The sequence below is a fragment of the Pseudomonas sp. P4_B4 genome, assembly GCF_056402255.1.
The window spans coordinates 77925-96451 of record NZ_JBFUHS010000007.1; the positions used below are offsets into that span (position 1 = coordinate 77925).

Here is an 18527-nt window from a genome sequence, read left to right on the forward strand (position 1 = left end):
AGGACGTCGTCGGGGGATGTTCAGTACGACGTTCCGGTAATCCGCAAAGAGACCGCAGGGAGTTAAACAATGGGCAATGTCCAGATCGCCGCCGGTGCACATGAGGTGCTGTGGCGCCAGGCACCCGGTGGTGAGTTGGTCGACCTCGGCCGACCGCACCGGGTGCCCTTGGGCCAGTTGCGTTTGCAGCGTACGCCCAAGGGCGTCCTTCGCCGACGGGAAGCGATCGTGCTGGGCGTGCTGGCGTTGCTGGTGCATGGCGCGGTGATCTATTGGGTCAATCAGCAACCGACCACCGTGCTGCCCATCGTGCCGCCGGAGATACCGCCGATGACCATCGAGTTTTCGCGTCCGGCGCCACCGGTGGTCGAGCCGCCGCCACCGCAACCTGTCCAGCCCGTGGTGGAGCCGCCTGCGCCCGTGGAAGACGAACTGGCGGTGAAACCACCTCCACCGAAGCCGGTTCCCAAGCCCAAGCCGGTGGCCAAACCGGTAGCGAAACCGGCGCCAAAAGCCGTTGAACAACCACCTGCGCCGCCACAACCGGCAGCGCCTGTCGCGGCCCCGGCGCCACCTGCACCGCCGGCGCCCGCGCCTGTGACACCAGCCTCGGCCACCGCCGGTTACTTGAAAAACCCGGCGCCGGAATACCCGTCGCTGGCCCAGCGTCGCGGCTGGGAAGGCACGGTGTTGTTGCGCGTGCATGTGCTGGCCAGCGGCAAGCCCGGCGAGATCCAGCTCCAGAAAAGCAGCGGTCGCGATGCACTGGACGAAGCCGCGCTGAACGCGGTGAAACGCTGGAGTTTCGTGCCGGCCAAGCAAGGTGATGTCGCCCGGGACGGCTGGGTCAGCGTGCCCATCGATTTCAAGATTCATTAAACCGAAACCAAATTCGCGCGAAACGTTTACACGAGGAATACACCATGACGTTACTGGCATCTCCACTTGAATCCATCGAAAGCGCGGTGATCTGGCTGCTGGTGGTTTTTTCCGTCGCGACCTGGGGTCTGGCATTGCTCAAGGGCGTGCAGTTCGGTCGCCTCAAGGCACAGGATCGAAAGTTTCATCAACAGTTCTGGGCCGCTTCGAGCCTCGACTCGGCGGCCGAACTGAGCGAAACCCGGCCCGGTGCCGCGGCCCGTGTCGCACAGGCCGGTTATGCGGCAATCCAGGTGGGCGAGGCGCCACAGGCGGCGGACTTGAGCCAGGCGATCAATCATCAGGATCGTCTGGAGCGTGCCTTGCGTCAGCAGATCGTGCGTGAGCGCCGGTCGCTGGAAACCGGGTTGGCGGTGCTCGCGAGCATTGGCAGCACCTCGCCGTTCATTGGTTTGTTCGGCACGGTGTGGGGAATCATGGAAGCGTTGAAAGGCATCAGCGCGGCGGGCTCGGCAAGCCTTGAAACGGTCGCAGGACCGATTGGTGCGGCACTGGTCGCCACCGGCGTAGGGATCGCCGTCGCCGTGCCGGCGGTGCTGGTTTACAACTATTTTTTGCGTCGTTTGAAACTGACGGCGGCGGACCTGGATGATTTCGCCCACGACTTCTACAGCCTGGCGCAGAAGAGTTCGTTCCGTGTGCTGATCCACCCGACGGCGCACAAGGCGGTAGCCCATGGCAATGCGCAGAAAGTGAAGGAGGCGTCCTGATATGGCCTTCTCCACGCAAGACACTGATGAGGTGCTCAGCGAGATCAATGTGACGCCGCTGGTGGATGTGATGCTGGTGTTGCTGGTGGTGTTCATCGTCACCGCGCCACTGCTGACCAACGCCATTCCGATCAACCTGCCCAAGACCGAAGCGGTGGCGCCGGTGGAACAGAAAGACCCGTTGGTGGTGAGCATCGACGGTGCCGGCAAATTGTTTATCAACAAGGACGAGATACAGCCGGACTTGCTGGAGTTCAACCTCAAGTCGGCGAAGGCCAAGGACCCCGAGGTGCGCGTGCAGTTGCAGGCGGACGATGGGGTGAATTACGGCGAAGTGGCGCGGGCCATGGCGTCGATTGAGCGGGCAGGGATTACCAAGTTGTCGGTGATTACTGCGCGTTAACAGATTTTCGTTTTCCGGGGCCGTCTCCTTGGCAGGGTGCGGCCCTTTTTTTGCCTCGATTTTCGCAACGCCGCAGTACCCCGGTGGGAGCGAGCCTGCTCGCGAAGACGTCTTCAAATTCAACATCAAGGGTGGCTGATCCACCGTTATCGCGAGCAGGCTCGCTCCCACAGGGATTTGTTTTATATTCGATATAGATCTTAATAAATAGCTTCTTATTCCTTAACGAATATAAATCCTCTCCCTATACTCGACCGGGAACAGACACGCAGCAGGAGAGCTCCCCCATGCGCAACGAATCAATTCGCTACCTGATTGTGCCGGGCTGGCAAGGATCGCCAGAAGATCATTGGCAAAGCCACTGGCAGAACAGTCTGCCGAACAGCGCACGGGTGGAACAGGCCGACTGGCTGACACCGCGCCGTGAAGACTGGGTCGCGGCGCTGGCCGAGGCGATTGCCGCCGACAGCACGCCGGTGATTCTCATTGCCCACAGCCTGGGTTGCATCACCGTCGCCCATTGGGCCGCGAGCGCCCCCGTGCAGTTTTTGCGTCAAGTGCGCGGCGCCTTGCTCGTAGCGCCGGCCGATGTCGAACGCCCGGCTTGCGCGCCGGCCTTGCGCAACTTCGCACCGATCCCGACGGACCTGCTGCCATTCCCCAGCCAGATCGTCAGCTCCGACAACGACAGCGCCGTCAGTGCACCGCGAGCCCTGGAACTGGCGCGCCACTGGGGCGCCGAGGCGGGGATTCTGGCGGGGGCAGGGCATATCAACGTGAAGTCCGGTCACCAGCGTTGGGAGCAGGGTTTTGCCTATCTCTATCGCCTGCAAAACCGCATGGAACACCACGCCCTGCGCCGCGCTTGAACACTTTTTTTATTTAACGCCCCCGTCTCCCGGCGGTTTTGGGCGGGAGTCTGCCATGAGTTTTGAAACCTTCGGTCAGCCGCTGCTGACCTTTCCCGATGCCGAAAAAAGTCCCCTGAGCATTCGCGCCAAGGCGCTGGTGTTTGTCGATCCACGTTCACGGAAATTACGTGAAGACCTTGAGCAACTGGCCACGCGTTCAGTGTCAGTGCTGATCCGTGGCGAAACCGGCACCGGCAAGGAATTGCTGGCCCGCCATATCCACCGCGCCAGTGATCGCGGCGGGTTGTTCGTGTCGGTCAACTGCGGCGCCATCAGCCCGACCTACGCCGACGCCGAGTTGTTCGGCTATGCGGCGGGCAGTTACAGCGGCTCGGCGAGCAGTCGTGCCGGGTGGTTCGGTTCGGCCAACGGCGGCACGCTGTACCTGGACGAAATCGGCGACCTGCCGCTGCCGATCCAGACCAAACTGCTCGCTGCGCTGGAAAACCACGAAGTCACCCGCGTCGGTGCCCAGCAGCCGAGCCCGGTGGATGTGCGGCTGGTGGCGGCCACCAGCATCGATCTGGCCCAGGCGGTCGCCGCCGGAAAATTCCATGAACGGCTCTATCACTACCTCAGCGAAGGCCAGCTCGAACTGCCGGCACTGCGCGAGCGCACGGGTGACATCCTGTCGCTGGCCGAATACTTCCTCGGGATCTACAGCCAGCGCCTCGACTTGCCAGTGCCGCTGATCAGCGAAGCGGCGCAGCTTGTGCTGGAACGTCACAGTTGGCCGGGCAATACCCGGGAGCTGGAAAACATCATTCACTTTGCGCTGCTGGTGAGTACGGGCGACGAAATTTTGCCGGAGCATCTGAACCTGCCGGAGCCCTCGATTTCGCTGGAAAAAATCGAGCAACACATTGTTTATACAAGCAAAAATGGCACTGCTGGCGAGCGTTCGGCACTCAAGCGCTTGCTGGAAAGCCTGACGCAGACGCTTTAACGCTCTGTATGAACAAAATGGAATATGAAGCTGAATAAACGTTATTGTTCGGGAATAAAAAATCCCGGTATTGTCCGCTTCACGCCAGCGATAGCACTTCACTGGCACTCTCATATTCAAGCCGTCGCCACAAGCGACTGTGATTCTCGATAAGGACACTGCATGAAAAAGGTTCTGTTGTTCACCGCACTGGCGGCTGCCCTGACCACGGGCCTGGCCCAGGCTGGCGAGAAACTGGTGGTTGCCGCGACCCCGGTTCCACACGCCGAGATTCTCGAGCTGATCAAGCCAACCCTCGCCAAAGAAGGCGTGGACCTGGAAATCAAGGTGTTCACCGACTACGTTCAACCGAACGTGCAGGTCGACCAGAAGCGTCTGGACGCCAACTACTTCCAGACCCTGCCGTACCTGAAGAGCTTCAACGAAGGCAAAGGCACTCACCTGGAAACCGTGATCGGTGTTCACGTTGAACCCTTCGGTGGCTACTCGAAGAAAGTCAAAACCCTGGCTGAGCTGAAAGACGGCGCGACCATCGCCATCCCGAACGAAGGCAGCAACAGCGGCCGTGCCCTGATCCTGCTGCAGAAAGCTGGCCTGATCGAGTTGAAAGACCCGAAAAACGCCCTGGCCACGCCGAAAGACATCGCCAAGAACCCGCACAACTTCAAGTTCAAGGAGCTTGAGTCCGCGATGTTGCCGCGCGTGCTGGATCAGGTCGACCTGGACATGATCAACACCAACTACGCACTGGAAGCGGGTCTGAACCCGGCTAAAGACGCCCTGGTGATCGAAGGTGCCGATTCGCCTTACGTGAACTTCCTGGTGGCCCGTCCGGACAATAAGGACAGCGTTGCCATCCAGAAACTGGCCAAAGCCCTGACCAGCCCGGAAGTGAAAGCCTTCATCGAGAAGAAGTACAGCGGCGCGGTACTGCCGGCGTTCTGATTCGCGAAGCAAACCCCTTCAAGGTTTCAAACGCCGACGGCTGATTTAGCGTCGGCGTTTTTTTTGGCGTTCGATTTACTTGTAGCGAGGGCGCTCTTGTGGCGAGGGAGCTCGCTCCCGTTCGGCTGCGCAGCAGTCGCAAATACCGGCAAAGCGGTGTGTCTGGATCTGGAAGAGTCTGATCGCAGGTTTTGGGGTTGCTCCGCAACCCAGCGGGAGCAAGCTCCCTCGCCACAAAAAAACAACTCCAGAACCTGCTGAAAACCTTCAAACCGGCCCGGCCTTCAACGCCCTGCGCAACGCCATCAATAATTTCAGAATGTCCTGCGGATCCAGCCGTTGCGGCGTTGGTTCGTCTGCCATGTTCTCGTCCCTGTGAGATTTTGCCCGGGAGTCTGGCCAAAAGTGGTTCGTCCTTGGCGCTGTGTTTCGAAAAAAAGATCCTTCCTGCGGTGCAAGGGAAAATAGACGTCTTCCATTGCCTCGGCAAATCAGGCTCCGCTCAATCCGGCCAATACCATGCCGGCTCATCCAGCATGCGCTGGCCCAGGATCCCGGTCTGGCCAAGATTTTTCTCCAGCACGATGCAGTTGCAGTCGGGGTCCTGCTGCAAGGCCGAAATCAAACGCCGGGCATGGGACACCACCCACACCTGGCACTGCTCGGAGGCGCGGATGATCAAGCGTGCCAACGCCGGCAGCAGGTCCGGATGCAGGCTGGTTTCCGGTTCGTTCAATACCATCAGCGTCGGCGGCCGTGGCGTCAGCAGCGCCGCGACCAACAGTAGGTAGCGCAACGTTCCGTCCGACAACTCGGCGGCCGACAGCGGCCGCAACAAACCTTCCTGAAAGAACTCGATGGCGAAGCGCCCGCCCGGCAGTGGTTCGATGTTCAGTCGTGCGCCGGGGAAGGCGTCGCTGATCGCCGCCCGCAAAGCCTCGGGGTCGCCAATTTCGATGATTGTCTGCAAGGCCGCCGCCAGATCGCGTCCGTCGTGGTGCAGCACCGGCGTGCGGGTGCCCAGTTGCGGTTGCCGCGCCGGGGCGTCGGCATCGCTGCGAAAGTGATCGTAGAAGCGCCAGCGGCGGATGAACTCGCGTATCTCCAGCACTTCCGGCGAACCGCGCAGGCTACCGACCTGATCGAACAGGCTGTCGAAAGTCGGCGTGTGTTGCGCCAATACATCCCAGCGGCGATCGGCGCGGGCACGGATCATTGGGCCGTCACGATCGACCAGCAGACTGGCTGGGCGATAGAACACCCCGGCCCAGAGGCATTCGCGTTTGATCTGCGGGTCGAGGCTGAAATAAGACGGTGTCGGCGTGCTGCGTCCGGGCAGCATGAAATGGCCATTGGAATCGGGCAGGCCGAGGCTGATCGAGTAGCCGAAATCCTCTCCCGCGAACCCCAGGCGCAGGCGTTTGACGCCCTGGCGCACGGTGGGCTCGATGGCGACTTCGCCGGTGCGCATACGCCGGGAGAGGGTTTCCGGGCCGGCCCAGAAGGTCGAATCCAGGCCACCTTCACGGGCCAGGGCATTGACCACGCCGCCGTGGGCGGTTTCCGCCAGCAGGCGCAGCGCGCGATACAGGTTGGATTTGCCGCTGCCGTTGGGGCCGGTGATCAGATTCAGCCGGCCCAGCGGGATCACCAGTTTGTTGATCGAGCGGTAATTGGCCACCGCGAGAGTTTTGAGCATGTGGGTTCCTGAGGCGGGATCGACCGGGGCTCATTGTCAGGCATGCGCAGGCGTCTATGGCAAGTGTTTGAGGGCCAAAATGGTGCGGATTTTTTCTTCATAAGACGCTCGTGCAAGGTTTAGATCCTGTTCTAAGCTCTCTGTCGTGTTGTACATGGAAAAGGCCAAGGAGTTTGCATGGTGGTTCCCGGATTGAAAGTAGTAATGGCCTTGAGTGTCGTCACCCTGCTGACGGCTTGCGACGAGAAAAAACCCGTGCAGGAATACCTGCCCCGGGTGTTCGTACAAGTCGTCAAACCAGCGGATTACGCGGCCTCGGTTACCCTCACCGGTGATATCCAGGCGCGGATACAGACGGAGCTGTCTTTTCGTGTGGGTGGCAAGATCATCCAGCGTTCGGTTGACGTCGGTGATCGAGTGACAGCCAAGCAAGTGCTGGCCCGGCTCGACCCGAAGGATTTGCAGACCAGTGTCGATTCGGCCCAGGCGCAAGTCGTCGCCGAACAGGCGCGGGTGACGCAGAGTGCGGCGGCGTTCGTGCGTCAGCAAAAATTGCTGCCCAAGGGCTATACCAGCCAGAGCGAATACGATTCGGCCCAGGCCGCCTTGCACAGTAGTCAGAGTGCCCTGAGCGCCGCCCAGGCGCAGTTGGCCAACGCCAAGGATCAGCTGAGCTATACGGCGCTGATCGCCGATGCGCCGGGGATCATTACCGAGCGTCAGGCCGAAGTCGGCCAGGTGGTGCAGGCGACCATGCCGGTCTTCAGCCTGGCCCGTGACGGCGACCGGGATGCGGTGTTCAACGTCTATGAATCACTGCTGGCCGAGAAGCCGAAAGATCAAACCATCGTCCTCAGCCTGCTCGACAACCCGGCGATCAAAACCACCGGCACCGTGCGCGAAGTCACCCCCTCTGTATCGGCGCAATCCGGCACCGTGCAGGTCAAGGTCGGCCTCGACAAACTGCCCGACGGCATGCAGTTGGGCTCGGTGGTGAGTGCCACGGCCAGGGGATCGGGCAAGTCGGTCATCGAGTTGCCGTGGTCGGCGCTGACCAAAAACATCAGTGCCCCCGCTGTCTGGATTGTCGACGACAAGGGCAAGGCCCAATTGCATTCGGTCACGGTCAGCCGCTACCTGACCGGCAAGGTCATCATCAGCGACGGCTTGAAGGACGGGGACAAAGTCATCATCGCGGGCGGACAACTCTTGCACCCGGACATGGAAGTCGAAATTGCCGAAAACACTTACAAGGATCTGACGTGGGGAGCCAAGCCATGAAGCCTTTATGGGCGTTGTCCATCGGGCTGGTGCTGAGCGCCTGTTCCAAAAGCGAACCGCCGCCGGCACCGGTACGGCCGGTGCTGTCGATCAAGGTCCAGACCTTGAACGAAGAGGACCTGGGCCGCTTCGCCGGCAGCATCCAGGCGCGCTATGAAACCGATACCGGCTTCCGTGTGGGCGGGCGAATCGCCAGCCGTAACGTCGATGTCGGCACCGAGGTGGAGAAGGGTACGCTGCTCGCCACCCTCGATCCTTCCGACCAGCAGAACCAATTGCGCTCGGCCCAGGGCGACCTGGCGAAAATCCAGGCGCAACTGATCAACGCCAAGGCCACGGCCCAGCGTCAGCAAGCCTTGTTTGACCGCGGGGTTGGCGCGCAAGCGCAACTCGACGAGGCCAACACGGACCTGAAAACCACCCAGGCCTCACTCGATCAGGCCCGGGCGGCCGTCAACCAGAGCAAGGACCAATTGGGCTACACCGAGCTGCGCGCAGACCATAAAGCGGTGGTCACCCAGTGGAGCGCCGAGGCCGGGCAAGTGGTGTCGGCCGGTCAGCAAGTGGTGACACTGGCGCAACCGGACATCAAGGAAGCGGTGATCGACCTGCCGGATACCCTGGTCGATCAACTGCCCAGCGATGTGGTGTTCCTGGTCGCTGCGCAACTTGATCCGAGCATCAATACCACCGCCATCATCCGTGAGATCGAACCTAAGGCTCAAAGTGCCACACGCACCCGTCGCGCCCGCCTGACCCTGGCCGAAACGCCGCCCGGCTTTCGCCTGGGTACGGCCATCAGCGTCACCCTGAGCTCGGCGATCAAGCCGCGCATCGAGTTGCCTGTCACCGCGCTGCAGGAGGTCGATGGCAAGCCACGCATCTGGGTGATCGATGCACAGAGTAAAACCGTCTCCCCCCGTGACGTCACCGTGATCAGCCGAACCGACAGCACTGTGGTGCTGGCCGACGGCGTGAAGAACGGCGAGCGGGTGGTCAGTGCCGGTGTGAACAGCCTCAAACCGGGGCAACAAGTGAAAATCGACGAGGACAGTCAATGAAAGGGCCTTTCAACCTCTCGGAATGGGCCCTCAAGCATCAGTCGTTCATCTGGTATCTGATGTTCGTCGCATTGCTGATGGGTGTGTTCTCGTACTTCAACCTGGGGCGCGAAGAAGACCCTTCGTTCACCATCAAAACCATGGTGATCCAGAGCAAATGGCCGGGGGCGACCCAGGAGGAAACCCTCAAGCAGATCACCGACCGGATCGAGAAAAAGCTCGAAGAACTTGACTCCCTCGACTACGTGAAAAGCTACACGCGCCCCGGTGAATCCACGGTGTACGTGTACCTGCGCGACACCACCAGCTCCAAGGACATCCCGGAGATCTGGTACCAGGTACGCAAGAAGATCAACGACATCAAATACCAGTTCCCGCAAGGCATACAGGGGCCGTCGTTCAACGACGAGTTCGGCGACGTCTTCGGCTCGATCTACGCCTTCACCGCCGACGGCCTGACCCTGCGTCAGTTGCGCGACTACGTGGAACAGGCGCGCATGGAAATTCGCGGCGTGCCGGGGCTGGGTAAGATCGAAATGGTCGGCCAGCAGGACGAAGTGCTGTACCTGAACTTCTCCACACGCAAACTCGCAGCGCTGGGCATCGATGAGCGTCAGGTGGTGCAGAGCCTGCAAAGCCAGAACGCCGTGACCCCGGCGGGTGTCATCGAGGCCGGGCCGGAGCGGATTTCGGTGCGCACTTCAGGGAAGTTCGCTTCGGAGAAAGACCTGGCCGAGGTCAACCTCAAGCTCAACGACCGCTACTATCGTCTGGCCGACATTGCCGAAATCAGTCGCGGCTATGTCGATCCGGCCTCGCCGGAATTCCGCTACAACGGCAAACAGGCCATCGGCCTGGCGATTGCCATGCAAAAGGGTGGCAACGTCCAGGCGTTCGGCAAGGCCTTGCACGCCCGTATGGACCAGTTGACCGCCGACCTGCCGGTGGGGGTCGGCATTCACAACGTCTCCGACCAGGCCGTGGTGGTGGAAGAGGCCGTCGGCGGCTTTACCAGTGCCTTGTTCGAGGCAGTGGTGATCGTGCTGCTGGTCAGCTTCGTCAGCCTTGGCGTGCGCGCCGGTTTGGTGGTGGCGTGCTCGATCCCGTTGGTGCTGGCGATGGTGTTCGTGTTCATGGAATACAGCGGCATCACCATGCAGCGGATTTCCCTCGGTGCACTGATCATCGCCCTCGGCCTGCTGGTGGACGATGCGATGATCACCGTGGAAATGATGGTCACCCGTCTGGAATTGGGCGAGACCAAGGAGCAGGCGGCGACCTTCGCCTACACCTCCACGGCGTTCCCGATGCTCACCGGTACGCTGGTCACCGTGGCGGGCTTCGTGCCGATCGGCTTGAACGCCAGCTCCGCCGGCGAATACACCTACACCCTGTTTGCGGTGATCGCCTGCGCGATGTTGGTCTCATGGGTGGTGGCGGTTCTGTTTGCGCCGGTGATCGGCGTGCACATCCTCAGCACCAACGTGAAACCCCACGAAGGCGAACCCGGGCGCATCGGCAAAGCGTTCAACGGCGGGCTGTTGTGGTGCATGCGCAATCGCTGGTGGGCCATTGGCATCACCGTGCTGTGCTTTGTACTGGCGCTATTTAGCATGCGCTATGTGCAGAACCAGTTCTTCCCGTCTTCGGATCGCCCGGAAATCCTGGTGGACCTGAACCTGCCGCAAAACGCCTCGCTCGACGAAACCCGCCGGGCCGTCGATCGCCTCGAAGCCACGCTCAAGGACGATCCGGACATCGTGCGCTGGAGCACCTACGTCGGTCAGGGCGCGATCCGTTTCTATCTGCCACTGGACCAACAACTGCAAAACCCGTTCTACGCGCAGTTGGTGATCGTCAGCAAAGGCCATACCCGTGAAGCCATGATGCAGAAGCTTCGTGAGCGCTTGCGCAACGACTTCGTCGGCATCGGCAGTTATGTCCAGGCACTGGAAATGGGCCCGCCGGTAGGGCGTCCGATCCAGTACCGGGTCAGCGGCAAGGACATCGACCAGGTGCGCCGACATGCCATCGACCTGGCCACGGAGCTGGACAAGAACCCGCACATTGGCGAGATCATCTACGACTGGAACGAACCTGGCAAAGTCCTGCGCATCGACATCGCCCAGGACAAGGCGCGGCAGTTGGGGCTGTCTTCCGAGGATGTGGCCAACCTGATGAACGGCATCGTCAGCGGCCAGACGGTGACCCAGGTCGATGACGACATTTACCTGATCAACGTGGTCGGTCGTGCGGTGGATTCCGAACGCGGTACGCCGGAAACCCTGCAGAACCTGCAAATCGTCACGCCGAGCGGCACGTCGATTCCGCTGCTGGCATTCGCCACGGTGCGCTACGAACTGGAGCAGCCGTTGGTATGGCGTAGGGATCGCCTGCCGACCATCACCATCAAGGCGGCGATTCGTGACGAGATCCAGCCGACGGACCTGGTGAAAATCCTCAAGCCATCCATCGACGCTTTCGCTGCCAAACTGCCGGCGGGCTACAAGGTCGCCACCGGTGGTACGGTGGAGGAAAGCGGCAAGGCCCAGGGCCCGATTGCCAAGGTGGTGCCGCTGATGCTGTTCATGATGGCGACCTTCCTGATGATCCAGCTGCACAGCGTGCAGAAGCTGTTCCTGGTAGCCAGCGTTGCGCCGCTGGGGCTGATCGGCGTGGTGATCGCGCTGGTGCCGACGGGCACGCCGATGGGCTTCGTGGCGATCCTCGGGATTCTGGCGCTGATCGGTATCATCATCCGTAACTCGGTGATCCTGGTGACCCAGATCGAAGAGTACGAGCAGAAGGGCTACGCGCCGTGGGATGCGGTGGTACAGGCCACCGAACATCGACGTCGGCCGATCCTGCTGACCGCGGCGGCGGCGAGCATGGGGATGATCCCGATTGCCCGGGAAGTGTTCTGGGGGCCGATGGCCTACGCAATGATCGGCGGGATCGTCATCGCCACCTTGCTGACGCTGCTGTTTTTGCCGGCGCTGTATGTGGCCTGGTACAAGATTCGCGAGCCGAAGAAAGAGGCTGTTTAAAAAGCGAGCGCTTCGCGCTCTATTCGCGGGCAAGCCCGCTCCCACAGGGATTGCGCTGAACCCTGTGGGAGCGGGCTTGCCCGCGAAGGCGTCAGAACAAACGCTGCAAATTTGTTGGCATTACACCTTGCGCCAAACACTCGCCAACCAAGGCTGCTGCTCCCGCGGCAGCCCTGCCGGCCGGTAGTAATGCTCCAGCTCCACAAACCCCGCCTCGATCAACAATTGCTGCCAGGCCGCCAGGTCGTGATACGACCCAAAACGCGACCCGTTCCAGCCTTCCTGATTCTCGCCACGGGGATTGGAACTGAACAACACCCCACCCGGTTTCAGCGCTCCCCACAACTGCTTCAACACCCGCGGTAATTCCTGACGCGGAACATGAAACAGCACCGCATTGGCAAAAATCCCGTCGAAACGTTCGGCCGGCAGATCAAGCTTCAAGAAGTCCTGCTGCCACACCTCGCACCCGCTGTCTTCACGGGCCATCTGCGCGAACTTTTCCGAACCGTCGAGGCCGACTGCCTTGTGGCCCATGCGGGTGAACGTCTGCAGATCACGCCCCGGCCCGCAGCCAAAATCGAGAATGTCGAAAGGCGCCTCGCCCTGAATGTGCCGCAGCAGGGCATCGATGTTCTGGCTGACATCGTGATCGCGCGTCCCTTCACGAAAGTCTTCGGCGACCGCGTTGTAATGACCGAGGGTCGTGGAGGTGATCTGATCGAGGTCGTCGGGTGATTGCTTCATGGTCGGCTGCGCAGGCAATTTGGATTTACCGAATATACGCCATCAGGTTGGGGGCTGCTTCGCAGCCATTCGCGAGCAAGCCCGCTCCCACATTTAACCGCGTCGAACAATTGGTTTGTGTTCGCCAGAGATCAAATGTGGGAGCGGGCTTGCTCGCGAAAGCTGCATCACTGACAACGGATTACTAAAGCCGGACTCAATTTTTTTTCATACCCAAACACTCAATGGAGTGATCCACCATCGCCTTGGCAATCTCCAGCAAATGCCAGATCGAGTACACCATCGCCCGGTCGGCGCCCTTGAGTTGATCGCCACACTGATACGCCGTGACCGAAGCACAACGCAGCAGGTCGGCGACATAGAGCTGGGTGTCTTCAAAGCTCACGTCTTTGCTGACGTTGTAGAAGCGCATTTCATCGGGTGGTGCGGGTTGTTTGCCGGTGAGGTAGAAATCAATGGCCCGGTAGAGCGCTGATCGATCCCTGAGAGGGTCTTCAGTTCCGGTTTCGTTGGTGGGATTTTCAGGTGGTGGATCGGGGACAGATCTTTTCATTGGTAAAACTCCGATGTAGTTGGAGCCAACCGATATCGCGACTAAACGAATAGGGGGTGGCGGCTGCACGCAGGTTAGTCGACCGGACACCGGGAACCGGCGCACCCGAAGGTGCCCTGCGCACAGCCACCATAGATTTCAGGCGATAAAAAATACCTGAATATGGGTAGCACTATGCGTCCGGTCCGGGCGACTAAACCCGATCACTGATAAGCAGTGACGGACCGAGACTAGCCACGGAATTTGGCGGGCGCAAGCGAGCGAAATGATCTAGGAAATGTCCTGCAAAAGAAAGGGAACAGGCCTGCAAAACCGCTGATTTTCCTGTACGAAAACTTCCCTCTGGAAGTCTGTGATCACCTGTGGCGAGGGGGCTTGCCCCCGTTGGGACGCGAAGCGGCCCCAAAAACCGTTCAATGAGGTGTGTCAGAAAAACAAGGTCGCAGGTTTTGCGACTGCTGCGCAGTCGAACGGGGGCAAGCCCCCTCGCCACAAAGGGTGTTCGCAATGTGCTTAGCGCTTGTTCAACCCCCGCGCCAACCGGTCCCCACCCAACTGAATCACCGCCACCAACACCTCAATCACCGTCAACATGATCTGGCTGACAAACCACGGATATCCATTCGGCGCGATTCATTGTGGGAGCGAGCTTGCTCCGGGCGGCGTTCCGACGATGGCGATTTCACAGGCGCCGACCTGTTACTTCTTACAGTTTCGCCCCTGCCAAAAAAAGCCCAGTCTTTCCTCAGTCAAAGCGAAGGACCGTCAATGCCGTGAACGCTTATCACCACACCGCGACACCAACACTCTCGGTCATCGATCCACGCGCCCTGACGGTTCGCAGCGTCGGCTATTGCCGTCATCCCGACAGCCCGGAGATTGACCCGCGCATCACCCGGCAACGCTTCGACGCGGCAGGCCGCTTGGTCGAGTCGTGGGACCCACGGTTGTGGGGCACGGCGCCGAAGCCGAACCTGACCACGATTTACGGCTTGAACGATCAACCGTTGCTGACGGACAGCGTCGATGCCGGGTGGCAGTTGAGTGTGCTGGATCAGGCGGGTTCGCCCTGTTCACTCTGGGATGCACGAGGCAGTCAGCGTCATACCGAGTTTGACGAACAACAGCGGCCCATCACCGTCACGGAACAGGCCGCGGGGGAACGACTTCGTGTGGTGGAACGCTTGAGCTACGGAGATTCCGATCCTGCTTTCGCCGAACACAACCAGTGCGGGCAGTTGATCCGTCATGACCATCCGGCGGGGACACAATGGGCTGCTGGCTACGGGCTCGCCGGTTCGGTGTTGGTTGAAGAGCAACGTTTCCTCCTCGAACTTGAAACACCCGACTGGCCAATCGAAATCGATGCCAGAGATGAGTACCTGGAAGCTCAATCATTCATCACCCGCCACACCTTCAATCCCGACGGTGAGCTTCAGGAACAAACCGATGCCATGGGCAACGTCAGAACCTTTGGCTACGACGTGGCAGGAAAATCGAGTGAGGTCTGGCTGCAATTGGCCGGAGTAGGACAGTCGCCGCAATCCTTGGTCAGCGACATCCGCTACAACGCCCAGGATCAGGTCGAACGCGAAACCGCCGGCAATGGCGTGCTGACCCACGCCGAATACGCTGCCGAAGACGGCCGGCTGATCCGGCTGGTAGCGGCATTGGGAAATCAGAAGCCCTCGCAGGACCTGAACTACGTCTACGACCCGGCGGGCAATATCGTCAAACTGCACGACCAGTCCCAAGCTGTCAGCCATTTCAACAACCAGCGCATCGAGCCGATCAACCGCTACCGCTACGACAGCCTGTATCAACTGGTCGAAGCCCGGGGCTGGGAGGTCAGCCAGCCGAGCCATGGCCCGGCTCTGCCGACACTGCTGCCCACGCCGCTGGACCCCAATCAGCGGCGCAATTACACCCAGCGCTTCGAGTACGACCGGGGCGGGAATTTGATCACCCGCCAGCACAGTGATGCGCTCGGGTTTTCGATGTTTACCTCGGCGCGAAGCAACCGCAGCCTGGCGCAACGGGACGACGGCTCACTGCCCGGCGAGCCCGAAGTCGCGTCGGGTTTCGATGCCTGTGGCAACCAGTTGGAACTGCAACGCGGGCAAGCCATGCTCTGGGACAACCGCAATCAATTGAGCCGCGTGACGTTGGTCAAACGCGAAACCGAGCCCGACGACTACGAATGCTACCGCTACGACCGCCCCGGCCATCGCTTGCGCAAAACGGGATTCGCCCACAGCAGCGGCCGCACCCTGCGCAGCGAAGTTCGTTACCTCCCCGGTCTGGAAATCCACCGTCAGGCCGACGGCGAAGAACACCACGTCATCAGCGTCGAAGCCGGGCGCAGTAACGTGCGGGCGCTGCACTGGCCCGAAGGTGCGCACAGTGACCAACTGCGTTACAGACTCAGTGATCACCTCGGTTCCAGCACCCTGGAACTGGATGACGAGGCGGGCGTACTGACCCAGGAACACTATTACCCGTTTGGTGGCACGGCGTGCTGGGCGGGTAAAAGTACGCTGGGGGCGCAGTACAAGACTATTCGCTACTCGGGTAAAGAGCGGGATGCGACCGGGCTTTATTACTATGGCTACCGGTATTACGCGCCGTGGTTGCAGCGCTGGATCAGTACTGATCCAGCCGGAAGTATTGATGGTTTAAATTTTTATTGTTTTTGTACCAATAACCCAATTAACCATCGTGATGAATTTGGGTTGGTAAGGGGGCGTGGCGATAGATTTGAAATTGCCCAAAGGATTAAAGGCGTAAAGTTTCTCGCTCGGGGCATTGACGAGATAAAGAGCAAAAGCCCTGAAAAGGGTCAGCGGTTAACTGAAGGTCTAGAAATAGTCTCTCGGTGGTCGACAAAAGCCGTCAATGCTCTGGAAATGCCAACAGTCGATGAATGGGTAAAAAAATTAGTTTCCATTGTGTTTGTCGGAGATGTACCTGTGTCAGTTTTGTTGCCAAAAATCAGTCTTATGGACTCAGCGATTAAGGAATACGCTACAGGTGAAAGAGATATTATTATGTTCAAATCAAGGAGCAATGCTGAACTGGCGCACACTACACCAATTGATCCTCACAGGCGTATTTTCATTTCTGAAGACTTGCTGGATAAATCACCTGAAACAGTTGCATGGTCGATATATCATGAAGGAACTCATTTTAAAACATTCGATGAAAAAGGTGGGTTAAGTAGTCTTGATTTCGCATATCTAGACTTCAGGAGCGTGGTAGTAGACGAATCTGCATCAAACCAAAAAATGATGAAAAAAGAGTTGTTAGAGGCGCACATAGCTCGACAATCCGTGGAATCTCTTTCAAAGGGCAAGCGGGAAAAATTTTTCAAAACATCGAAGGAAGAAGGCATCCGGGAAGCACTGAATAAAAGTCCTGAACTGACGACAAGCGTGTTGTTAAACAACGCCGATTCCTATGCGATGCTCGTTGCATCTATTGGGCTCAGATAGTTTTTTGCGTGATCCATTGAGTGAGGGTTTCCTCCGGTTCAGCGCTTGTTCAACCCCCGAGCCAACCGATCCCCACCCAACTGAATCACCGCCACCAACACCACCAGCAGCACAATCACCGTCAGCATGATCTGGCTATCAAACCGCTGATACCCATACCGGTAGGCAATGTCCCCCAACCCACCAGCGCCAATCGCCCCGGCCATGGCGGAAGAATTGATCATGGTCACCAAGGTAATGGTGAACCCGCCGACAATCCCCGGCAGCGCTTCGGGCAACAACACATGCCAAACGATGTGCCAGCGCCGGCAGCCCATCGCCTGCGCCGCTTCGACCAACCCATGATCGACCTCGCGCAAGCTGACCTCGGCAATGCGCGCAAAGAACGGTGTGGCAGCGATGGTCAGCGGCACTACGGCTGCCCATACGCCGTAGGTGGTGCCGACGATCAATCGGGTGAACGGAATCAGTGCCACCATCAAAATCAGAAACGGAATAGAGCGGAACAAATTCACGAATGCACCCAGTGCGCGGTTCAGCGCCGGGGCTTGGTAGATGCCGCCCTTGGAGCTGGTGACCAGGATCACCGCCAGCGGAATGCCCGCCAACAGCGCGATCAACGACGACACGCCGACCATCAAGAACGTATCGATGAAACCCTGCAGCAAGCGATCAAACCACATAACCCAGTACCTCCACTTGTTGCGCCCAATGGCCGGCGCATTGACGCAATTGCTCGGCACCGAGAGTCGAGCCGGTCACTGACAGCAGCAGTTGCCCGAGGGCATGGCCCTGAATCCGTTCCACGCCGCCTTGGAGCAATCGCACACGGCCTCCGAGGGCGCTGAACAGTGCCGCCAGGTCCGGCTCGTCGCGTTGGCTGCCGGTGAACTGCAAGCGCAGGACCACGGCGGCGTCCGGGGAATCTGGCTGCGCCTGCAAACGGCTTTGCAGCTCTTTGGGCAATGCGTGTTGCAACGGCGCCAGCAATGTCTTGCTAACCTCATGCTGCGGATTGCCGAATACTTCCCAGACCGGTCCCTGCTCGACGATGCGCCCGTGTTCGAGCACGACCACGCGATCACAGATCTCACGGATCACCGCCATCTCGTGGGTGATCAGCACAATGGTCAGGCCCAGGCGCTGATTGATCTCGCGCAGCAGGCCGAGGATCGACTGCGTGGTCTCTGGGTCGAGCGCCGAGGTGGCTTCGTCGCACAGCAGAATTTCCGGGTCATGCACCAGCGCCCGGGCAATGCCCACGCGCTGTTTCTGCCCGCCGGACAACTGTGCCGGGTAAGCCTTGTGTTTGGCCTGCAAGCCCACCAGCTCCAGCAGTTCACGGACCTTCTGTTCGCGTTGTTCCTTGGGCACGCCGGCGACTTTCAAGGGCAGCTCGACGTTTTGCCAAACGGTCTTGGCCGACATCAGATTGAAGTGCTGGAAGATCATGCCGACGCGCCGACGCAACGCCACCAGGCGGTCTTCGTCGAACTCACCGATGTCCACTTGATCGATCAGCACCCGACCGCTGCTCGGCTGTTCCAGACGATTGATGGTGCGGATCAGCGACGACTTGCCGGCGCCGCTGCGGCCGATGATGCCGAACACTTCGCCGCGCTGGATCGCCAGGTCGATGCCGTGCAACGCGGCCACCGGGCCTTGCTGGCCGTTGTAGGTTTTACCGAGATTGATGAAGCGCACATGAGCACGATTGAGCTCGGGATACAGCACGGTTTGTTCAGCGCGTTGAGGCTCTGGAAGCTCCAGTCGTCGTTGGATGGCGGCGGTCAT

15 protein-coding genes and 1 pseudogene are annotated in these 18527 nt (G+C 59.8%); 10 read left to right on the forward strand and 6 right to left on the reverse strand.

Going from position 1 to position 18527, the window contains the following annotated elements; genetic code table 11:
- Positions 1-69: 69 nt before the first annotated feature.
- The 6 genes from AC1DVE_RS10600 (at position 70) to AC1DVE_RS10625 (ending at position 4854) form a co-directional block, all read left to right on the forward strand.
- Complete coding sequence (locus tag AC1DVE_RS10600; protein ID WP_223457295.1) at positions 70-879, forward strand: energy transducer TonB; 810 nt, start codon at positions 70-72, stop codon at positions 877-879.
- A 44-nt stretch (positions 880-923) separates the two neighbouring features.
- Positions 924-1649, forward strand: a complete 726-nt coding sequence (locus AC1DVE_RS10605; RefSeq protein WP_223457297.1) for a MotA/TolQ/ExbB proton channel family protein — start codon at positions 924-926, stop codon at positions 1647-1649.
- A 1-nt stretch (position 1650) separates the two neighbouring features.
- A complete protein-coding gene (locus AC1DVE_RS10610; RefSeq protein ID WP_007972930.1) occupies positions 1651-2052 on the forward strand; it encodes an ExbD/TolR family protein in 402 nt (133 codons plus the stop codon).
- Positions 2053-2339: 287 nt separating this feature from the next.
- On the forward strand, positions 2340-2921 hold the full coding sequence (locus AC1DVE_RS10615) for an alpha/beta hydrolase (RefSeq protein ID WP_223444204.1): 582 nt from the start codon (positions 2340-2342) through the stop codon (positions 2919-2921).
- A 55-nt stretch (positions 2922-2976) separates the two neighbouring features.
- Positions 2977-3909, forward strand: a complete 933-nt coding sequence (locus AC1DVE_RS10620; RefSeq protein ID WP_223457300.1) for a sigma 54-interacting transcriptional regulator — start codon at positions 2977-2979, stop codon at positions 3907-3909.
- Between the two features lie 162 nt (positions 3910-4071).
- Positions 4072-4854 carry a MetQ/NlpA family ABC transporter substrate-binding protein gene (locus AC1DVE_RS10625; protein ID WP_046040746.1) on the forward strand — a complete coding sequence of 261 codons (783 nt, stop codon included), beginning with the start codon at positions 4072-4074 and terminating at the stop codon, positions 4852-4854.
- Positions 4855-5356: 502 nt separating this feature from the next.
- Here the strand turns inward: AC1DVE_RS10625 and AC1DVE_RS10630 are convergent.
- Positions 5357-6553, reverse strand: coding sequence for an AAA family ATPase (locus AC1DVE_RS10630; protein WP_223457302.1), 1197 nt, complete (start codon positions 6551-6553; stop codon positions 5357-5359).
- Positions 6554-6730: 177 nt separating this feature from the next.
- On the opposite strand from AC1DVE_RS10630, the gene AC1DVE_RS10635 reads away from it, so the two are divergent.
- From AC1DVE_RS10635 to AC1DVE_RS10645, 3 genes are read left to right on the forward strand one after another with little or no spacing between them, the layout of a single operon-like run.
- Entirely contained in the window at positions 6731-7834 is a 1104-nt protein-coding gene (locus AC1DVE_RS10635) for an efflux RND transporter periplasmic adaptor subunit (protein ID WP_223457304.1), read from the forward strand.
- A complete protein-coding gene (locus AC1DVE_RS10640) occupies positions 7831-8895 on the forward strand; it encodes an efflux RND transporter periplasmic adaptor subunit (RefSeq protein WP_223457306.1) in 1065 nt (354 codons plus the stop codon). The genes AC1DVE_RS10635 and AC1DVE_RS10640 overlap by 4 nt, the downstream gene beginning before the upstream one ends.
- Positions 8892-11942 carry an efflux RND transporter permease subunit gene (locus tag AC1DVE_RS10645; protein WP_223457308.1) on the forward strand — a complete coding sequence of 1017 codons (3051 nt, stop codon included), beginning with the start codon at positions 8892-8894 and terminating at the stop codon, positions 11940-11942. The genes AC1DVE_RS10640 and AC1DVE_RS10645 overlap by 4 nt, the downstream gene beginning before the upstream one ends.
- Positions 11943-12062: 120 nt before the next feature.
- Here the strand turns inward: AC1DVE_RS10645 and AC1DVE_RS10650 are convergent, their stop codons facing one another.
- The 3 genes and pseudogenes from AC1DVE_RS10650 to AC1DVE_RS10660 all read right to left on the reverse strand — a co-directional run.
- The gene (locus AC1DVE_RS10650) at positions 12063-12689 is read right to left on the reverse strand and encodes a class I SAM-dependent methyltransferase (protein WP_223457310.1); all 627 of its coding nucleotides are present in this window, start codon (positions 12687-12689) and stop codon (positions 12063-12065) included.
- A 196-nt stretch (positions 12690-12885) separates the two neighbouring features.
- Entirely contained in the window at positions 12886-13242 is a 357-nt protein-coding gene (locus AC1DVE_RS10655; protein ID WP_223457312.1) for a DUF6124 family protein, read from the reverse strand.
- 513 nt (positions 13243-13755) lie between these two features.
- Positions 13756-13863: pseudogene (locus AC1DVE_RS10660) on the reverse strand (ABC transporter permease); the annotation flags it as partial.
- A gap of 152 nt (positions 13864-14015) precedes the next feature.
- Here AC1DVE_RS10660 and AC1DVE_RS10665 point away from each other — a divergent pair.
- Positions 14016-16733: an RHS repeat domain-containing protein gene (locus tag AC1DVE_RS10665; RefSeq protein WP_477783909.1), complete on the forward strand. Its 2718-nt coding sequence runs from the start codon at positions 14016-14018 to the stop codon at positions 16731-16733.
- A gap of 38 nt (positions 16734-16771) precedes the next feature.
- On the opposite strand, the gene AC1DVE_RS10670 is transcribed toward AC1DVE_RS10665, so the two are convergent.
- A complete protein-coding gene (locus AC1DVE_RS10670) occupies positions 16772-17416 on the reverse strand; it encodes a methionine ABC transporter permease (RefSeq protein WP_223536341.1) in 645 nt (214 codons plus the stop codon).
- Positions 17406-18527, reverse strand: a complete 1122-nt coding sequence (locus tag AC1DVE_RS10675; RefSeq protein WP_477783910.1) for a methionine ABC transporter ATP-binding protein — start codon at positions 18525-18527, stop codon at positions 17406-17408. Before AC1DVE_RS10675 ends, AC1DVE_RS10670 begins: the two co-directional genes overlap by 11 nt.

Excerpts from the sequence above, each read along its gene's own strand:
- AC1DVE_RS10650 (WP_223457310.1), bottom strand. The coding sequence starts at position 12,689 with ATGAAGCAATCACCCGACGACCTCGATCAGATCACCTCCACGACCCTC.
- AC1DVE_RS10625 (WP_046040746.1), top strand. The coding sequence starts at position 4,072 with ATGAAAAAGGTTCTGTTGTTCACCGCACTGGCGGCTGCCCTGACCACG.
- AC1DVE_RS10645 (WP_223457308.1), top strand. The coding sequence starts at position 8,892 with ATGAAAGGGCCTTTCAACCTCTCGGAATGGGCCCTCAAGCATCAGTCG.
- AC1DVE_RS10675 (WP_477783910.1), bottom strand. The coding sequence starts at position 18,527 with ATGACCGCCGCCATCCAACGACGACTGGAGCTTCCAGAGCCTCAACGC.
- AC1DVE_RS10615 (WP_223444204.1), top strand. The coding sequence starts at position 2,340 with ATGCGCAACGAATCAATTCGCTACCTGATTGTGCCGGGCTGGCAAGGA.
- AC1DVE_RS10620 (WP_223457300.1), top strand. The coding sequence starts at position 2,977 with ATGAGTTTTGAAACCTTCGGTCAGCCGCTGCTGACCTTTCCCGATGCC.
- AC1DVE_RS10640 (WP_223457306.1), top strand. The coding sequence starts at position 7,831 with ATGAAGCCTTTATGGGCGTTGTCCATCGGGCTGGTGCTGAGCGCCTGT.
- AC1DVE_RS10630 (WP_223457302.1), bottom strand. The coding sequence starts at position 6,553 with ATGCTCAAAACTCTCGCGGTGGCCAATTACCGCTCGATCAACAAACTG.
- AC1DVE_RS10655 (WP_223457312.1), bottom strand. The coding sequence starts at position 13,242 with ATGAAAAGATCTGTCCCCGATCCACCACCTGAAAATCCCACCAACGAA.
- AC1DVE_RS10670 (WP_223536341.1), bottom strand. The coding sequence starts at position 17,416 with ATGTGGTTTGATCGCTTGCTGCAGGGTTTCATCGATACGTTCTTGATG.
- AC1DVE_RS10600 (WP_223457295.1), top strand. The coding sequence starts at position 70 with ATGGGCAATGTCCAGATCGCCGCCGGTGCACATGAGGTGCTGTGGCGC.
- AC1DVE_RS10605 (WP_223457297.1), top strand. The coding sequence starts at position 924 with ATGACGTTACTGGCATCTCCACTTGAATCCATCGAAAGCGCGGTGATC.
- AC1DVE_RS10635 (WP_223457304.1), top strand. The coding sequence starts at position 6,731 with ATGGTGGTTCCCGGATTGAAAGTAGTAATGGCCTTGAGTGTCGTCACC.
- AC1DVE_RS10610 (WP_007972930.1), top strand. The coding sequence starts at position 1,651 with ATGGCCTTCTCCACGCAAGACACTGATGAGGTGCTCAGCGAGATCAAT.